Consider the following 15,963-nt stretch of genomic DNA (forward strand, 5'->3'; position numbering starts at 1 on the left):
TGTAACACTCTCCTGATTGCAATTTTAAAACTATCAAACTATAGATAAAAAAATGAACTTATTTAAATGTTGTATCACCACTAAACAACTTCATTAAATGTGTAAAAGTTGCTAATTTATCGCGCGATAAAGTGAAACTTTAATCAGTGAGGTTTGTGTTCATTCCCCACTGATTATTAGCCCTCACCAATCGGGCTTTTACGGGCAGCCCAACCCCCACCTAAATTCTTTGCTTCCGCTGAATTTTGAGATGGAGGTCTTACTGCCCGTTAATGCGGGGTAAATTGAATTCGAAACGAAACACGTATGTTGTTCGATATTCATGGAACTATCATAGTTTCAGCATTACAGTTTGTCAACGAAAAATATACAAAGTAAACTAATTAAGTCTTTTTAGTTTACTTTGTTCAAAAGTTATTATACACTAATTTCGAAGCCGATATAAGGAGGACTGGCATGATTATTCAAATTTACATTTTTTAACTTAATAAAATGAAACGCATACAGAACTTTTATATAGAAGAGACATTATAGGAGGATTATGATGAAGAGAAAAATGTTAGTTGTATTAACAAGCGTAGAAAAATACCCAAATTTAAATAGGGCTACCGGACTTTGGCTTGGTGAAGCTGTACATTTCGTAAAAAAAGTAGAAGAAGCTGGTTACGAAGTTGATTACGTCAGTCCACAAGGCGGTTATACACCAATTGATCCACATAGTTTAGCAATGGCGGAGAGTATCGATTGGGAATGGTATCAAAAGAAAGAGTTTATGAATCGCCTCGGTTCTACAATGAAACCAAGTGAAGTGAATCCAGAAGACTACGCTGTTATTTATTACGCAGGTGGCCACGGGGTTATTTGGGACTTCCCAGAAAATAAAGAACTTCAAAATATTAGCCGCAATATTTATGAAAACGGCGGAATTGTTTCTTCGGTTTGTCATGGAGCTGCTGGTTTATTTCATATTACATTAAGCAATGGGGATCGTTTAATTAGCGGTAAGAAGGTAACAGGCTTTTCAAATGAAGAAGAAAAATTAGCTGAATTAGATCAATTCGTTCCATTTTTAACAGAAGATGAACTCATTAAAAATGGAGGACTTTACGAAAAAGCCGCGCAACCGTGGGAAGCTTATGCTCTAGAAGATAATCGTGTTATCACTGGTCAAAATCCAGCTTCAGGTGGTCTATTTTCCGAATTAGTATTAAAACAGTTGCAAAAATAATATGTACTAAAAAAGCAGATTCTCCTCTATTAAGGGAGATCTGCTTTTTTACGAAATCATTTGCAAAATAGCAATAACTTCTTTTTCAATTTCAGAATCATCAATTGCTTCTATATACTCTGGTTTAAAAAGTTGATACTTCTTTAATTGATAAAAATCAAGTATCGCTTTCTTTAACGTAATATCGTACTGAATACAAAAAGAATGATCTATAATACGTCTTAACATCACATCATCTTGTACCATAAATAATTGTGCATTCATTTTATTAAAATAACCTTGTTCCATACCCGCTTCAAAAAACATTTGCAAATTATGGTTACGATTTTGTTGGGCAGCGACTAATTGATCCGACAAATGTGGATATGCTTCTTTCAAATCTTGCAAAAAAACATCCGAAATATATGTCACACATTTTAAAGAATGGATAAACGTCTTTTGGAAACGTTCTGTAAATGACATACTTTCATCTTGATTATCCGCATCACCTTCGAGTAGATAGTTCATGAAATCCTCTACTACCACCTCAATAATTTCATCTTTCGAAGAAAAACGTTTATATAAAGTAGCTTTACTAATATCCATATATTTCGCAATTTCATCTATTTTCAATTGGCTAAAACTTGTCTTTCTAATAATGGGCTTTATTTTATTAATATAAGTATTTGCACATGCGACTTTTCTCATTTAAAAGAGCCTCCCCTTTTGTCCATACAAAATAGTATAGCAAATTCACGAATGATTATAAATGAAGTTATTATACTCACTATGCCTTTTTAGTTTATTACATTTTCATATACTATACATAAAAAACTATAATCAATTATTACCAACTGGACGGTTACAAACCAATTTCGAGGCGGGAATTTTAGAATACAGTGAAACTTTAATCAGTGGGGGGGCGTTCATCCCCACTGATTATTAGCTCTCACCAATCGGGGGTCCTACTGCCCGGCAAATAGAGGGATAAAAATACCCACTACCTTTGTTAGTAGCGGGTACTTTTTCTATAATTTATTTACAGCCCTTTTTATAGCCTTACCTATTTCCACGCTAGACTGTGGATTTTGTCCTGTAATTAAATGACCATCTACTACTACATGCGGCGTAAAATTGGGGGCTACATAAAACAAAGCTCCTTCTTCTTTCAACTTACTTTCTAACAAAAACGGAACGCGCTTTTCTAAATGTACAGCTCTTTCTTCATCGTTTGTATAACCTGTTATACGCTTACCCGCTACAAAATACAAGCCATCCTTATTTTTCACACCGACTAAAGAGCTTACTCCGTGACAAACAGCCGCTACAATCCGGTTATTGTTATACATATTCTCAATCAAATTTGCTACATATGGATTACCTGGAAAATCTACAATCGCCCCGTGCCCACCACCAAATAAAACCGCATCATAATCCGAAAAATGAACATTTGAAATCGGCTTCGTATTTTGCAATAAAGAAGCTACATGCTTGAATTCGCGAGGTATACCATTCGGAATAGACACTCTATCTATAGGTACTCTCCCGCCTTTTATTGACACAATATCAACATCAAACTTAGCCTTTTTTAATACATGATAAGGAGCTGCGAGCTCTTCAAGCCACAAACCAGTCGGGTGTCCATTCATATCATGAGCACTTGTTGAAACTAACAGTATCCTTTTCAACATATCCCCTCCTTATTACCTATTTATGTATGAAACGTTTTTATCATTCATATAGCAAGTGAAGCAAACAAAAAAATAGCCGACTTTTATATAAAAGTCGGCTGCTTTCTTATAATTCGAGCTCTCCCATACGAAGAAGCTCCACAACTGCTTGTGAACGTCCTTTAACCCCTAGCTTTTGCATTGCGTTTGAGATGTGGTTGCGAACTGTCTTTTCACTTATAAAAAGTTCACCTGCAATTTCCTTCGTTGTTTTATCTTGAACCAGCAATTCAAATACTTCTCTCTCTCTCTTTGTGAGTAAAGGTTTAGATTGATACGCTTTTTCCTTCAACTGGTATAACCCTCCTTGCTTAAGCCAGAGCTGTGTATGTGTAAGTTGGGTGTTTATTTAGTCAAGATATTGTATGAACGAAATGTGCAGGTGGTGAATGAAAATGGGCTTTATTTCCTATGTTATTTTAGACTTTTATACAGTGCGTACACTCTTTTTATCCACTTACTTTCCAACGCGCCATATTTGTTCTAGCAATATACTTACAACCGTACCTACAAATAAGCCATTACCGAATATATATTGCATAACAGACGGCAAGGATTGGAGTGCTCCAGACGGTAAAAACATAACGCCGCTGCCAAATAATACTGCAACGCCTAAAATCGTTACATTCCTTTCACTCATCGGCACTTGTTTTATATTATTAAATCCAATTCCAATTAACTGTACGAACGAAGCCATTAAAACAGCCGATGCGACAGCTGATGGTAAAGATGCTAAGTAACGAATAATACTTGGAAAAAGAGACATTACGACTAGTAACGCACATGCCATTAAGAACGATCGGATATATTTTTGTTTTGTTAAACGTATAAATCCTGCCGTTGCTGGTAACGGAACGACACCTACAGTTGAAAATACAGAAGAGATGATATGCGAAATCCCCCCAACCCATGTTCCATCTTTCAACTGTTTTTGTTCAATAGTCGCTTTATGAATAGTTGCTTGATTAATTGCTATAATAGCTGCCACTGTATTCGAAACTAAAATACATACCATAACAAAACTTGATACAGCCATACCTGTATTCCATTTTGGAAGCCCCCAAGCAAATATATGTGGAAGTTGCACAAAATGAGTTACTTGAGATGGGATTGTCACTTTTCCTGCAATGAGAAAAATAATCCACCCACTAATTAATCCTATTAAAACTGCATAACTTTTGACAAAGCCTTTTCCAAAATTAGATAGTATAATAACGAACAGAAATATACTAAACGCGATCATTGCTGTAAATCCGTCGATTTGAGAAATAGTAGCTGTAATTCCTAACATTCCTTTTAAAAACACACCACTTAATTGTAAACATAATAAAAGTAAAAACGTCCCTGTCACAAGCGGCGTAAATAAAAATAAAATACGTCCTATAAAACCAGTTACTCCTAATCCTATTAAAATAATACCGGAGATTATCATTCCTAATTCTAAAATTTGCAGTGTACTATGTAATTGATCTTGTCCGGCCGTTGCATAAGCAAGTACGGTAAATACACCAACCCAAGATCCAGCCGGCCCATCCGCAATTGGTAGTCTATGCCCAAGCCATCCTTGTAAAAAAGAAGATATACCAACTACAAAAAACGTACGCTGCATTAAATAAAATATTTCTTCCGTCGTAAGATGAAATAATCCGCCAACGACAATTGGTAGTGCGATTGAATTTGCTAATAAAAATATAAACCATTGTAAAGTTCCCATAATATGATTTTGGTTATGTTGATTGTCCAATTTTTTCATCCCTTCTAGCTTTCCTATAAAAATATATTGTAAGAATAAAAAAGAAGAGTTCTATACTCACCATTAGAACCCTCCTCAAAATATTTAAACGATTCTTCTACACAAGATTATTTAATTCCACCTCATTTAAACTTCCAACAACAATATTTCCTTTATACACGACTAAACGTTTTTCTGTTTGACGCGCTACTGCTTCAGCAGCGCATGTCGCATTCGTCAAAACAAAGCTCGCTTCATCCCCTACATTCGGCCATACTCGCTTCCCTTCCTTATTTAACGTTTCTTTTCCTCCTGTAATAAAGCGGAGTGCTTTTCCTAAAGACCTTTCGTCACTCCACCCAAAACGCTCTGCTAATCGATTCGCCTTTTGAAGCATATCACCTGTTCCAAACGGTGACCAATGATCTGTAATGCTATCATTGCCTAATGAAACCTTAACACCTTTTTTATCTAATAACGGAATTGGGATTACTTGTTTACCAATTGGCACTGTTGAAGTAATATCAATATTTACATTTGCGAGTCTTTCTGCCACTTCTTCAGCCTCTTTATCAGTAACACCACCAAGTCCAAGTGCATGACTAATCGTTACACGGCCTTGCCATCCTGCTTCTTCTGTTAAACTTGCCAATCTCTTCATCGTAAACGTTCCAAGATTATTCGCATCGTGCAAATGAATATCAACATCCGCATTAAATTCGACTGCGATATCCATAATTGTATGTAATGACTTTTCAATGTCATTATCCACTGTAGCTGGATCTACTCCTCCGACTAGATTGGCACCCATACGCATCGCATCTTTCACGAGTTGCACAGAATTACTGCGCAATAATCCATGTTGCGGAAACGCAACAATTCTACTAGATACTCGATTTTTATATGTTTCTAATGCCGCTAACGTCGCCTCCAAATTACCAAGCCCAATAATTGGATCAACATTACAATGCGTTCTAATATTCGTTGCACCATTTTGCAGTAGTAACTCTAGCATATTTTCCGCTCTATTTTGAGCAGTCGCTAATTGCTTTGGTAAAATTTTTTCTTCTTCATTAAAACGTGTAAAAATACTTTCTGCTGGCATACAAGCTTTCCATGGGCCACTATAATATGTTTTATCAATGTGAATGTGCATCTCTTTGAAAGCTGGCAACATTAATAAGTTCTTAGCATCAAAAGTTACTATATCTTCCTCTTGAACAATCCCTTTTATAATTTTTTTAATTCGACCATCTTCAATAAGTAAACTGCATAATTCTGTTTCTGTTTGTGAAATTCTCTCTTCTTCATATGTATATCCTGATTCAAGCATTACGTTAGTCAACCAATATACTGTCATCTCTATTTCCCCACCCTTTATTAAAAATCACCTCATAACTACAAGTTTAATATCCACTGAAAATTAAGACAATTAATACGATCGCTTCTCACAAAAAAAATGTAATACAACCCCATAGTCTTCTCATAAATTTCCATATAGAATAAAAGTATGCAGTTTGATATAAAAAGGAGTTGATTGGAATATGTCAAAAAGGTTATGTAAATCCGAAACTGATAAAATGCTATTTGGTATATGTGGTGGTTTAGGAGAATATTTTGATATTAGCTCTACTCTTATTCGTATCATTTGGGTTATTGCTGTTTTATGTTTTGGGACAGGATTTTTAGTTTATTTCATTTGTTTATTACTTATGCCACGTTCGTACTAATGGCATCATTTCACATACTTAAGAAGAGCAAATCACCTATAGAATCCTATAGGTGATTTTTTCATGAAGAATATTTCATCGTTAAATGTAATACCGCCACTTCTTCTTCTTCATTTTTATAAATATGCTTCTTATTCGCTTCAAATTGAATGGAATCAAACTCATTTAATTCGTATACATCATTCTCCACTTGAATAGACACTTTCCCTTTCATTACCGTTACAAGCTCAATCGCACCTTCATGATGAGCTTCTGGCTCATATATACTATTTGATCGTAAACAAGCACGGTGCATTTCCATCCCTGTTTCTTTCGTATAACGGAACATCGTTTCTAAATGCCACGCTTGTCCTTCATCTACTGCAAATCCTTCTCCACAGCGCGCAACAGCTACAGGTTCTCCAGCAACCATTAATCTGGATAAAGGAATTGATAACCCTTTCGTTATTTTCCAAATGACAGCTAGTGTCGGATTTGTTTCCCCTCTTTCTATCTTTCCTAATGTTAATTTACTAACTCCTGTTTTATGGGCTAATTCTTCTAAACTTAATTTCTGTTCATTTCGAATTTGTCTCAATAACTGTCCAACTTGTTGAATGACTTCTTTCGTTTGCATATCTTCATTTTCTTTCATATATAAAACCACCTCAAAGTATAAAATAGTTTACTTTTAACAAATGAAAGTATATCATACTATACATAATTATTTATTTTCGAAAGGAGTGCTATACTTCATGCGCGCAATTTTATTAGGTCTTTTATCATCGGCCTTTTTTTCTGCAACCTTTATTATTAATAAAGCAATGAATGTATCTGGAACGAGCTGGGCTTGGACAGCTTCCTTCCGTTTTTTATTTGCTCTTCCTATTTTATTCCTTATCGTTTTATTTCGCAAAAACTTTAGGGGATTATGGGAAGAGTTAAAAAAACATCCATTGGCATGGATCGGATGGGGTTCTGTTGCCGGTATTGGTTTTTATTCTTTATTAAGTTTCTCAGCTGTCTTTTCTCCAGCTTGGCTCGTTGCTGGAACTTGGCAAGTTACGATTTTAGCTGGTTTACTACTATCACCACTATTTTTCGTAAAAATAGAAACAAAATCAGGTACGAAACTTGTACGCGGGAAAAATTCCACTTCGTAGCTTATATGTTGCATTATTTATTTTACTTGGTGTAATTTGTATGCAAGCAACTGCCGCAGGCCATATTACAATGACTCAGTTCATTTCAGGTTTTTTACCTGTCGTATTAGCCGCTTTCTTATATCCGTTCGGTAACCGAAAAATGATGGAGCTTGTTGGTGGACGCCTTGATACGTTCCAACGTGTATTAGGAATGGCAATTGGAAGTCTTCCTATAACAATCTTGCTTGGTATATACGGATTTTCTACTACTGGCATTCCAACATCCAACCAAATGCTTCAAGGATTTTTGTTAGCATTATGTTCCGGCGTTATTGCAACGATGACATTTTTCTTTGCTACTGACTTAGCAAAAGATAACCTCGCTCTACTTGGAGCTGTTGAAGCAACACAAGCTGGAACGATGGTCTTTACCGTACTTGGAGAAATCATTTTCTTAAATGGTTCACTCCCTGGAGGACTTTCTCTCATCGGAATGATTATTATCATGTTAGGAATGGTTGCAAATAGTATTTTAAACCGTTCTGTTCCAGTCGTTAAACAGAAAAAATCGGCATAAAAAAAGGGTATGGTTCTATAGAGATGAACCATACTCTTTTTTATTGTCCCCCTATTTCGCCTTATCAGAATAGTATTTCATTGGCTGTTTATACTAAAACTTATGTTATAATACGTTTCATGCGCATTAATAGGAGGTAAATTATGTTAAAAAAAGCAATCGCTGAATTTATTGGTACATTTGTACTTGTATTATTCGGAACTGGAGTAGCTGTCACTGGCGGCGGAATTGAAGGAATTGGAATATTAGGAATCGCTATGGCTTTCGGCTTATCTATTGTAGCTATGGCATATAGCATCGGAACAATTTCTGGATGTCACATTAACCCAGCAGTATCAGTAGCTATGTTCATCAACAAACGAATGAACGCTATGGAACTTTGTTATTATGTATTAGCTCAAATTTTAGGTGGTTTATTAGGAACTGCAACGTTAGTAACAATTTTAAAATCTGCTAAAACACCTTTAGATAATTTAGGACAAAATGGTTTCGGAACTCTTGGTTTATCTGGAGCATTTTTAGTTGAGTTCATTTTAACTTTCGTATTTATTTTAGTTATCGTTGCTGTAACAGGTAAAAAAGGAAGTTCTTCTTTAGCTGGACTAGTAATTGGTTTCACATTAGTTTTAATTCACTTATTAGGAATTCCGTTAACTGGAACATCTGTTAACCCAGCTCGTAGTATCGCACCAGCTTTATTTGTTGGTGGAGAAGCACTTTCTCAACTATGGGTATTCATCGTAGCACCAATTCTTGGTGGTATCTTCGCAGCTATCGTAGGTAAATTCATTTTAAATACTGAAAAATAGAATTTTCAATATTTCTAAATAAAAAAATGCGAGCCCTCATTATGAGGAAGCTCGCTTTTTTTATTCTTTCATTTTAGACTTTAAATTTGTAACTAATTGATCTACCGTTACATTTGCAAGTACGTTTTCCATCGCTTCTTGCGCTTGCATTAAAATAATTTCTAATACTGATTGAATATTAGCTCCTACTGGACATTCAATGTTGGGATTTTCATGGAAGGAAAATAGTTGTCCTTCTTCTACAACTTCCACTGCTTTATATACATCAAGTAATGTAATTTCTTCTAAATCTCGAGCAAGTGTCGTACCACCTTTACCAGCTTGTACATCAACAAGTCCTGCTCTCTTCAACATTCCTGTAATGCGACGAATCACAACTGGATTTGTATTCACACTACCGGCAATCCATTCAGAGGTACAGCGAGAGTTTCGATCTATCGCAAGTAATGTCAGCATATGAACACCTACTGTAAAACGACTACTAATCCCCATCTGCACACCCTCCTTTTTATTCATTCTATTAAAAGACGACTCTTATTATTATATACTATTTTTAATTTATACATAAAGAAAAAGCATGATTTCAATAGGAAATCATGCTTTTCTCTCATTATTGACGCTTTATAAATTTCGCTAAATCTTTAAATTTCACTTTATCTGAGTAATTCATTACGCCGTTTACGTAAATGCGGCTTGTAACAGCATTTAATACTGCAATTGTCGCCAATAAGACTGCTAATGTTATCGTAATTTCTAGCATACCTGCTTCACCAGCTACAATACGTGAGAAGGTAACCATCGGTGTAAAAAATGGAACGTAAGAACTTACAACAACGATAGTACTATTCGGATCACTTAATGATTTAATACTAATAAAGAATGCAGCCATAATTAAAATCATTACCGGGAAAGATACAGCTTGTAAATCCTCCGTCTTAGACACGACAGCTCCAGCAGCAGCATACATCATCGCATAAAGTAAATATCCCGTAATGAAATAAACAAGAAACATGCTGATAACTTTTGCATCTAATTTCGTAAAGTCAATTGGAATACCAAATAGTGAGGCACTTTCTAAATCGACCCAACCTAACAAATATGGAATAAGATAACCACACGCCAATACGACAAGTTGCAATAACGCCGTTGAAACAACCGCTAAAATTTTCGCATACATCATCGTAAGAAGCTTCACTTTCGGAAGCATTACTTCCATTACACGTGATGCCTTTTCAGATGCAATATTCATTGCGATTGTATTTCCGAACGCTACAATAAACATATATAAAGCCAATGTAAAGAAATAGGCAATTCCGAAAGAAGATGTACGATCTTTTATCGGTTCTTGCTTTACTTGAATTTCTGTTTGTAATTGCTGTGCAATTTCTGGTGAAACATTATTTTTGGCAATCGTCACCATCGTATATTGTTGCTTTAAATATCCTGCCATAATTGCAGAAGTTGCTTGGCTTGGAAATCCATTATACATATATGTAATCGATGGAGCCCCACCCTTTTCCGTCACATGGAATAGACCATCTAAATCGCCTTCTTCTACTTGCTTATGCAGTTTATCAAAATCATCCTTTGAACCAATTGTTATTTTTGCTGATGGCAATAGCTTATTTAGCTCATCTTTTTGTACTTTATATGTGGGACTCTCTACTACAACTGCAATTTTATCTTTATCCTTATTTTTATCATCGCCTGAAGTAAAATGATTAAATGCAAAAATCCCAAACACAACTAAAAATAAAATCGCACTCGTAATTAATGATTTCTTAGATAAAAACGCTTCCCTAAAATAAAATGAAAATACGTGAGAAAATTTACGCATCGTTATTTCGCCCTCTCTACAAAGATTTCGTTTAACGTCGGCTCTAACATTTTGAATTGTCGTAAGCTAACACCTTGCTCTTGCAACTGTTGCAAAATCTTGAGAGCTTCCGCATCGTCTTGTACTTTCACATAAAGAAGGCCTTGTTGTTTTTCATACGATACATGTATAGCTTCTAATCCCTTTTCATTCTCTACTGTATCTTCAATCGTTAAATTACGGAAACCGTATTCTTTCTTAATATCACTTAGCTGTCCTTTTACGACTGCTTCACCTTTTTTCAAAATACATACATGTTGGCAAAAAGCCTCTACTTGTTCCATACGATGACTTGATAAAATAATCGTCTTTCCGCTCTGTACTTGTTCTTCAATAATAATAGCTAACATCCCAGCATTAACTGGATCAAGGCCGCTGAATGGTTCATCTAGAATGAGAAGTTCCGGATTATGAAGAAGAGCAGCAATTAATTGGATTTTTTGCTGATTCCCTTTTGAAAGCTCTCCAGCCGTTTTAAATTTATATTCTGGTATCGCTAAACGCTCTAACCAGTGATCAATAGCGTGATCCACTTCTTTCTTCGACATTCCTTCTAATCTACCAAAATATCGCAGCTGATCTATTACTCTACTTTTTGTATATAAACCTCTTTCTTCTGGTAAATACCCAATTGTTACACCACTATTTCCAAATGCTTTTCCATCCCATGTAATCGAACCTTCATTAGGCGTTAATAATCCGAGAAGCATTTTGATTGTTGTTGTTTTCCCTGCACCATTTCGTCCAAGTAACCCTAGTACTTCACCTTTTGGTAACGAAATTTGCAAACCGTTAACTGCTTTTGATTCCCCAAATTGTTTCGTTAAGTTTTGAATTTGTAAACTCAAGTATAAAGCCTCCCCTTTAGTATCATTCGTACTCTCTTTCAAAGACTATGTTTATTCAAGACAAAATATAGCACCACGCTTCATCCTCTTATATGTAAACATCGTCATGAATCCATCATTTGTTCTATTTAGTTAAAATTGTAAATAACAAAGTTCTTTTTGTCAATTATAATTGTCATTACGACAATAAAACTTGTCAAAACAGCTATTATTATTTTGCTCATCTTTCTAATATAGGACATACTACTATATATACAAAAGACAATATGCAAATGTTCATATAAAAATATTATATTTTAATATATAATATAAAATGATTTTCTAACATCAAGGAGGATACATATGAAGATGAAGAGGGGCATTACCACTTTATTATCTGTAGCGGTTCTATCTACATCACTTGTAGCATGTTCAGGAACACCAGAGAAAACAGTGGCGAAAGAAGAGAAAGTAAAATTAACAGAACAACAATTAATGGCTGATTTATGGTATCAAACAGCCGGTGAAACGAAAGCACTTTACTACCAAGGGTACAACATTGGTCAATTAAAGCTTGATGCAATTCTTGCAAAAGGGACAGATAAAAAACCTGCTATCGTGCTTGATTTAGACGAAACTGTTTTAGATAACAGTCCTCATCAGGCAATGAGCGTAAAAACAGGCAAAGGCTATCCTTACAAATGGGATGATTGGATTAACAAAGCTGAGGCTGAAGCCCTTCCAGGCGCAATTGATTTCTTAAAATATACAGAGTCTAAAGGTGTAGATATTTACTACATCTCAAATCGTAAAACGAATCAACTAGATGCAACAATTAAAAATCTTGAGCGTGTAGGTGCTCCTCAAGCAACGAAAGAACATATATTACTACAAGATCCGAAAGAAAAAGGAAAAGAAAAACGCCGTGAACTCGTTTCTCAAACCCATGATATTGTCTTATTCTTCGGTGATAACTTATCTGATTTCACAGGTTTTGATGGAAAATCTGTAAAAGATCGTAACCAAACAGTAGCAGATTCAAAAGCACAATTTGGTGAGAAATTCATTATTTTCCCGAATCCAATGTATGGCGATTGGGAAGGCGCTTTATATGATTATGATTTCAAAAAATCAGATGCAGAAAAAGATAAAATCCGTCGCGACAACTTAAAATCATTTGATGTAAAATAAAAGAGGATGGCATTCGCCATCCTCTTTTATTTTACTTTCTCTGTTAAAGGCAAGATAAATACTTCCACACGCCTATTCTTTGCCTTTCCTTCTTGTGTATCGTTTGGAGCAATTGAACGGTATTCTCCGTATCCAATCGCACTAAATTTTTCTGGTTGTAATTCTTTATTTTGCAGTAATACTTGCATAAAATTAACTGCCCGCTGCGTACTTAATTCCCAATTCGACGCAAACTGCGCATTGGCAATAGGGACATTATCCGTATGACCCGATACTGTAATTTCACGAGGTGACGCTGAAACAAGTAAGCTAGACATCTCTTTTGCAATCCCTAAAGATTCTAATTTCACATCTGCTTTCCCCGAATCAAACAGTATATTTTCTAATATTGTCACCATTAATCCCTTTTCAGTTAATTTAGTTTGAAAAGAAGAAGATAATTGTTTTTCATTAATATATTGATCAATCTTTTTTTGTAATGCTTTCAATTCATCCATCTCTTTTTTTTCTTTAGCTCTAGCTTCTTCTTGTTTTTTTGCTTGTTCTGCCTCAAGGCTACTTGCTGATAATTCTTTTTCATCATTTGGCTTTTGATCACTTAAAAATTCTTTGTTACCTGTTCCCCCAGCTAATTCACTTCGAAAAGCAACTGCCATCTGTTTAAACTTCGCAGCATCTATACTACTCATTGCGAATAAAACGATAAACAATGCAAATAACAACGTTAACATATCAGAATATGGGATTAACCACGTTTCATCGATATGCTCATCATGTTTTTTCTTTTTGCCTCTTCTATTTTTCTTACTCCGCATTTTTTTCTGCTCCTTTTTCTAGCTTTTTACGCTCAGTTGCAGAAAGTGCACCTAAAATGCGGTTCTTCATAATAAACGGATATGTACCTTCTTGTAACATTAATAAACAATCAATGATTAAACGTTTTTTCTCAATTTCAGCTGAAGATTTTTGCTTTAACTTATTTGCAAATGGATGCCATAATACATAACCTGAAAAAATACCAAAAATCGTTGCAATAAACGCACCCGAAATAGCATGACCTAACTTTTCAATATCAGTTAAGTTACCAAGCGCAGCTACAAGACCGATAACAGCACCTAAAACTCCTAATGTCGGTGCATACGTACCAGCTTGTGAAAAAATAGCAGCTCCCTTTGCATGTCTTTCTTCAATTGCTTCTAATTCAGATTCCAAAATCTGCTCTAAATCTTCTGCGGATACGCCATCAATCACAAATTTCATACCGCGCAAAAGAAATTCATCTTGAATTTTGTCTAATTGTTGCTCTAAAGACAAAATACCGTATTTTCTACTTTCAGATGTCCAATGAACAAATAATTCTAGCAACTGTTCATAACTTAAATCCTTTTTATTTGAACCAAAAAGAACTTTAAATAGTTTTGGAACCCTTTTTAGTTGATTCATCGGAAATGCAATACATACTGCAGCAAATGTACCAATAAAAATAATTAATGCTGCGGCAGGATTTAATAAGGCTGTTATGTCAGCGCCCTTGACGACCATCCCTACTACCACTGCTACAAATCCTAAAATAAGTCCAATAATTGTTGCAAAATCCATTTCCATTCACTCCTAGTCTATACAAGAAGTTCTTTATTCTCGATAATCGCTACATCTTCTTATGTATATATATTACATAAAAAATGCAAATCATGAAAGATAAGAAATGAATTATATAAAAAAATACTACAAATTCACACATTTTCTGACATTTTCTTTGCATTTCTATTACGTTATGACTCTCATATTCCTTTTCCAACAAACTAGATTTATAATAAAAAAACAATACACATTTTATGAAGAAGGGACTGTGATTACAAGGCATCATGAAAAAGATAATAATTATTTCTGCCACTACTATTGTAATCGGGATCACATCTTTCGCTTACTTTGGTTCTAAAACACCACTACATAATGAAGCAAAAGCTGTCGAAAGTCAAAAGCATAATAACCATAAAAAAGAAGAGATTCCTGCTTTTCCAAAAGCTGATCATAATGCAAAGAAAATAGACAATGACTTTTCAGTTGTAACAAATCCAAAATCTAATCTTGTCTTAATTAATAAACATCGAAAACTACCAGATGGATACATTCCTGAAGACTTAACGAGACCAAATGTACCATTTATTAGTCCAAAAGATAAAGAAAAAACATTGCTGCGCAAAGATGCTGCCGAGGCACTTGAAAACATGTTCAAAGCTGCGAAAAAAGAAGGGCTTGATCTTACAGCTGTATCTGGTTATCGTTCATACAAACGCCAAAAATCGTTGCATGATACATACGTTAGACGTCAAGGAAAAGCCGAAGCTAATTCGGTAAGCGCAATTCCTGGTACAAGTGAACACCAAACGGGTTTAGCAATGGATATTAGTTCAAAATCAGCTAAATTTCAATTAGAGCCTATCTTCGGAGAGACAGCAGAAGGAAAATGGGTCGCGGAACATGCTCATGAATTCGGCTTTGTCATTCGTTACTTAGAAGATAAAACAGATACAACAGAATATGCCTATGAACCATGGCACTTACGCTACGTTGGTAATCCATACGCTACATACCTATATAAACATCACTTAACATTAGAAGAAGCGATGGAAGACAAAAAATAAGAGAGCAAATTGCTCTCTTATTTTTCTTTCACTCTATTATTGTAGTAATTTCTTCTTCCATTCTTCAGGCCATGGTTCGCCTCTTCCTGTTTTTTTCGACGCTTGAACCATCATTCCACGACCTACTAAACAAATCTCTCCTTCTGCATTCTTCACCATATAATGTAAATCTAAAGAAGAATTCCCGACCGATCCTGCCTTTACATACACCTTCAGCTGTTCATCAAAATATATTTGCTTAATAAAATTACATTGTAAATCCGCAACAACGATCATCGTTTCTGATGATGCATGTGTCCACTCTTGCATAAATCCAAGTTCTTTAAACAACGCAATACGAGCTTCTTCAAAATAAGTAAAAGCAACGACATTATTTACATGTCCAAACATATCTACTTCACCAAAACGAACCTTTACAGGGTTGTAAAACGAAAAACCACTTTCCCATTGCTCAAAGTCTTCAATATAAGAAATCCTCTTCATTGTTATCTCTCCTTTTCACCTTGAAATAAACA

General features: G+C 35.1%; 17 protein-coding genes and 1 pseudogene. 6 read left to right on the top strand and 12 right to left on the bottom strand.

What is annotated here, in order from left to right; translation table 11 throughout:
• Nucleotides 1-544 precede the first annotated feature (544 nt).
• The gene (locus BC_RS22455; protein WP_000823846.1) at nt 545-1,228 is read left to right on the top strand and encodes a type 1 glutamine amidotransferase domain-containing protein; all 684 of its coding nucleotides are present in this window, start codon (nt 545-547) and stop codon (nt 1,226-1,228) included.
• A gap of 48 nt (nt 1,229-1,276) precedes the next feature.
• Here the strand turns inward: BC_RS22455 and BC_RS22460 are convergent, their stop codons facing one another.
• The 5 genes from BC_RS22460 to BC_RS22480 form a co-directional block, all read right to left on the bottom strand.
• Nucleotides 1,277-1,915, bottom strand: a complete 639-nt coding sequence (locus BC_RS22460; protein WP_001233008.1) for a TetR/AcrR family transcriptional regulator — start codon at nt 1,913-1,915, stop codon at nt 1,277-1,279.
• Nucleotides 1,916-2,235: 320 nt separating this feature from the next.
• Entirely contained in the window at nt 2,236-2,898 is a 663-nt protein-coding gene (locus BC_RS22465) for a type 1 glutamine amidotransferase domain-containing protein (protein ID WP_011110400.1), read from the bottom strand.
• A 106-nt stretch (nt 2,899-3,004) separates the two neighbouring features.
• Nucleotides 3,005-3,229: a spore germination transcription factor GerE gene (gene gerE, locus BC_RS22470; protein WP_000659484.1), complete on the bottom strand. Its 225-nt coding sequence runs from the start codon at nt 3,227-3,229 to the stop codon at nt 3,005-3,007.
• Between the two features lie 165 nt (nt 3,230-3,394).
• Complete coding sequence (locus BC_RS22475; protein ID WP_000732140.1) at nt 3,395-4,690, bottom strand: purine/pyrimidine permease; 1,296 nt, start codon at nt 4,688-4,690, stop codon at nt 3,395-3,397.
• A 97-nt stretch (nt 4,691-4,787) separates the two neighbouring features.
• A complete protein-coding gene (locus BC_RS22480) occupies nt 4,788-6,029 on the bottom strand; it encodes an amidohydrolase family protein (RefSeq protein WP_000219567.1) in 1,242 nt (413 codons plus the stop codon).
• Nucleotides 6,030-6,213: 184 nt separating this feature from the next.
• On the opposite strand from BC_RS22480, the gene BC_RS22485 reads away from it, so the two are divergent.
• Complete coding sequence (locus BC_RS22485) at nt 6,214-6,399, top strand: PspC domain-containing protein (protein ID WP_000044334.1); 186 nt, start codon at nt 6,214-6,216, stop codon at nt 6,397-6,399.
• A 61-nt stretch (nt 6,400-6,460) separates the two neighbouring features.
• On the opposite strand, the gene BC_RS22490 is transcribed toward BC_RS22485, so the two are convergent.
• Entirely contained in the window at nt 6,461-7,033 is a 573-nt protein-coding gene (locus BC_RS22490) for a helix-turn-helix domain-containing protein (protein WP_000661920.1), read from the bottom strand.
• Nucleotides 7,034-7,133: 100 nt separating this feature from the next.
• Between BC_RS22490 and BC_RS22495 the strand changes: the two are divergent.
• Together BC_RS22495 and BC_RS22500 are read left to right on the top strand one after the other, a co-directional pair.
• Nucleotides 7,134-8,100: pseudogene (locus BC_RS22495) on the top strand (DMT family transporter).
• 143 nt (nt 8,101-8,243) lie between these two features.
• Nucleotides 8,244-8,909 carry an aquaporin gene (locus BC_RS22500; protein ID WP_000913210.1) on the top strand — a complete coding sequence of 222 codons (666 nt, stop codon included), beginning with the start codon at nt 8,244-8,246 and terminating at the stop codon, nt 8,907-8,909.
• Between the two features lie 60 nt (nt 8,910-8,969).
• On the opposite strand, the gene BC_RS22505 is transcribed toward BC_RS22500, so the two are convergent.
• The 3 genes from BC_RS22505 to BC_RS22515 form a co-directional block, all read right to left on the bottom strand.
• Nucleotides 8,970-9,401: an Rrf2 family transcriptional regulator gene (locus tag BC_RS22505; protein ID WP_000512998.1), complete on the bottom strand. Its 432-nt coding sequence runs from the start codon at nt 9,399-9,401 to the stop codon at nt 8,970-8,972.
• 118 nt (nt 9,402-9,519) lie between these two features.
• Nucleotides 9,520-10,746 (bottom strand): ABC transporter permease, encoded by a 1,227-nt coding sequence (locus tag BC_RS22510; RefSeq protein WP_001224971.1) that lies wholly within the window; start codon nt 10,744-10,746, stop codon nt 9,520-9,522.
• Between the two features lie 2 nt (nt 10,747-10,748).
• Nucleotides 10,749-11,633: an ABC transporter ATP-binding protein gene (locus BC_RS22515; RefSeq protein WP_000058115.1), complete on the bottom strand. Its 885-nt coding sequence runs from the start codon at nt 11,631-11,633 to the stop codon at nt 10,749-10,751.
• A gap of 342 nt (nt 11,634-11,975) precedes the next feature.
• Here BC_RS22515 and BC_RS22520 point away from each other — a divergent pair, with 342 nt between their 5' ends.
• Nucleotides 11,976-12,803, top strand: a complete 828-nt coding sequence (locus tag BC_RS22520) for a 5'-nucleotidase, lipoprotein e(P4) family (RefSeq protein WP_000782763.1) — start codon at nt 11,976-11,978, stop codon at nt 12,801-12,803.
• Between the two features lie 26 nt (nt 12,804-12,829).
• Here BC_RS22520 and motB read toward each other — a convergent pair whose 3' ends face one another.
• Nucleotides 12,830-13,618, bottom strand: a complete 789-nt coding sequence (motB, locus tag BC_RS22525; RefSeq protein ID WP_001256734.1) for a flagellar motor protein MotB — start codon at nt 13,616-13,618, stop codon at nt 12,830-12,832.
• Nucleotides 13,608-14,402 (bottom strand): flagellar motor stator protein MotA, encoded by a 795-nt coding sequence (gene motA / locus BC_RS22530; protein WP_000344853.1) that lies wholly within the window; start codon nt 14,400-14,402, stop codon nt 13,608-13,610. Before motA ends, motB begins: the two co-directional genes overlap by 11 nt.
• Nucleotides 14,403-14,668: 266 nt before the next feature.
• Here motA and BC_RS22535 point away from each other — a divergent pair, with 266 nt between their 5' ends.
• A complete protein-coding gene (locus BC_RS22535; RefSeq protein WP_000720201.1) occupies nt 14,669-15,448 on the top strand; it encodes a M15 family metallopeptidase in 780 nt (259 codons plus the stop codon).
• Between the two features lie 36 nt (nt 15,449-15,484).
• Here the strand turns inward: BC_RS22535 and BC_RS22540 are convergent, their stop codons facing one another.
• Nucleotides 15,485-15,931: an acyl-CoA thioesterase gene (locus tag BC_RS22540; protein ID WP_000822735.1), complete on the bottom strand. Its 447-nt coding sequence runs from the start codon at nt 15,929-15,931 to the stop codon at nt 15,485-15,487.
• Between the last annotated feature and the right edge of the window lie 32 nt (nt 15,932-15,963).

The organism is Bacillus cereus ATCC 14579, assembly GCF_000007825.1.
Classification (GTDB): Bacteria; Bacillota; Bacilli; order Bacillales; family Bacillaceae_G; genus Bacillus_A; species Bacillus_A cereus.

What these genes read in the sequence shown, in the direction of transcription:
- BC_RS22455 (WP_000823846.1), top strand. Translation starts at nt 545, where the DNA reads ATGAAGAGAAAAATGTTAGTTGTATTAACAAGCGTAGAAAAATACCCA.
- BC_RS22460 (WP_001233008.1), bottom strand. Translation starts at nt 1,915, where the DNA reads ATGAGAAAAGTCGCATGTGCAAATACTTATATTAATAAAATAAAGCCC.
- BC_RS22465 (WP_011110400.1), bottom strand. Translation starts at nt 2,898, where the DNA reads ATGTTGAAAAGGATACTGTTAGTTTCAACAAGTGCTCATGATATGAAT.
- BC_RS22475 (WP_000732140.1), bottom strand. Translation starts at nt 4,690, where the DNA reads ATGAAAAAATTGGACAATCAACATAACCAAAATCATATTATGGGAACT.
- BC_RS22480 (WP_000219567.1), bottom strand. Translation starts at nt 6,029, where the DNA reads ATGACAGTATATTGGTTGACTAACGTAATGCTTGAATCAGGATATACA.
- BC_RS22485 (WP_000044334.1), top strand. Translation starts at nt 6,214, where the DNA reads ATGTCAAAAAGGTTATGTAAATCCGAAACTGATAAAATGCTATTTGGT.
- BC_RS22490 (WP_000661920.1), bottom strand. Translation starts at nt 7,033, where the DNA reads ATGAAAGAAAATGAAGATATGCAAACGAAAGAAGTCATTCAACAAGTT.
- BC_RS22500 (WP_000913210.1), top strand. Translation starts at nt 8,244, where the DNA reads ATGTTAAAAAAAGCAATCGCTGAATTTATTGGTACATTTGTACTTGTA.
- BC_RS22505 (WP_000512998.1), bottom strand. Translation starts at nt 9,401, where the DNA reads ATGGGGATTAGTAGTCGTTTTACAGTAGGTGTTCATATGCTGACATTA.
- BC_RS22510 (WP_001224971.1), bottom strand. Translation starts at nt 10,746, where the DNA reads ATGCGTAAATTTTCTCACGTATTTTCATTTTATTTTAGGGAAGCGTTT.
- BC_RS22520 (WP_000782763.1), top strand. Translation starts at nt 11,976, where the DNA reads ATGAAGATGAAGAGGGGCATTACCACTTTATTATCTGTAGCGGTTCTA.
- motB (WP_001256734.1), bottom strand. Translation starts at nt 13,618, where the DNA reads ATGCGGAGTAAGAAAAATAGAAGAGGCAAAAAGAAAAAACATGATGAG.
- motA (WP_000344853.1), bottom strand. Translation starts at nt 14,402, where the DNA reads ATGGATTTTGCAACAATTATTGGACTTATTTTAGGATTTGTAGCAGTG.
- BC_RS22535 (WP_000720201.1), top strand. Translation starts at nt 14,669, where the DNA reads ATGAAAAAGATAATAATTATTTCTGCCACTACTATTGTAATCGGGATC.
- BC_RS22540 (WP_000822735.1), bottom strand. Translation starts at nt 15,931, where the DNA reads ATGAAGAGGATTTCTTATATTGAAGACTTTGAGCAATGGGAAAGTGGT.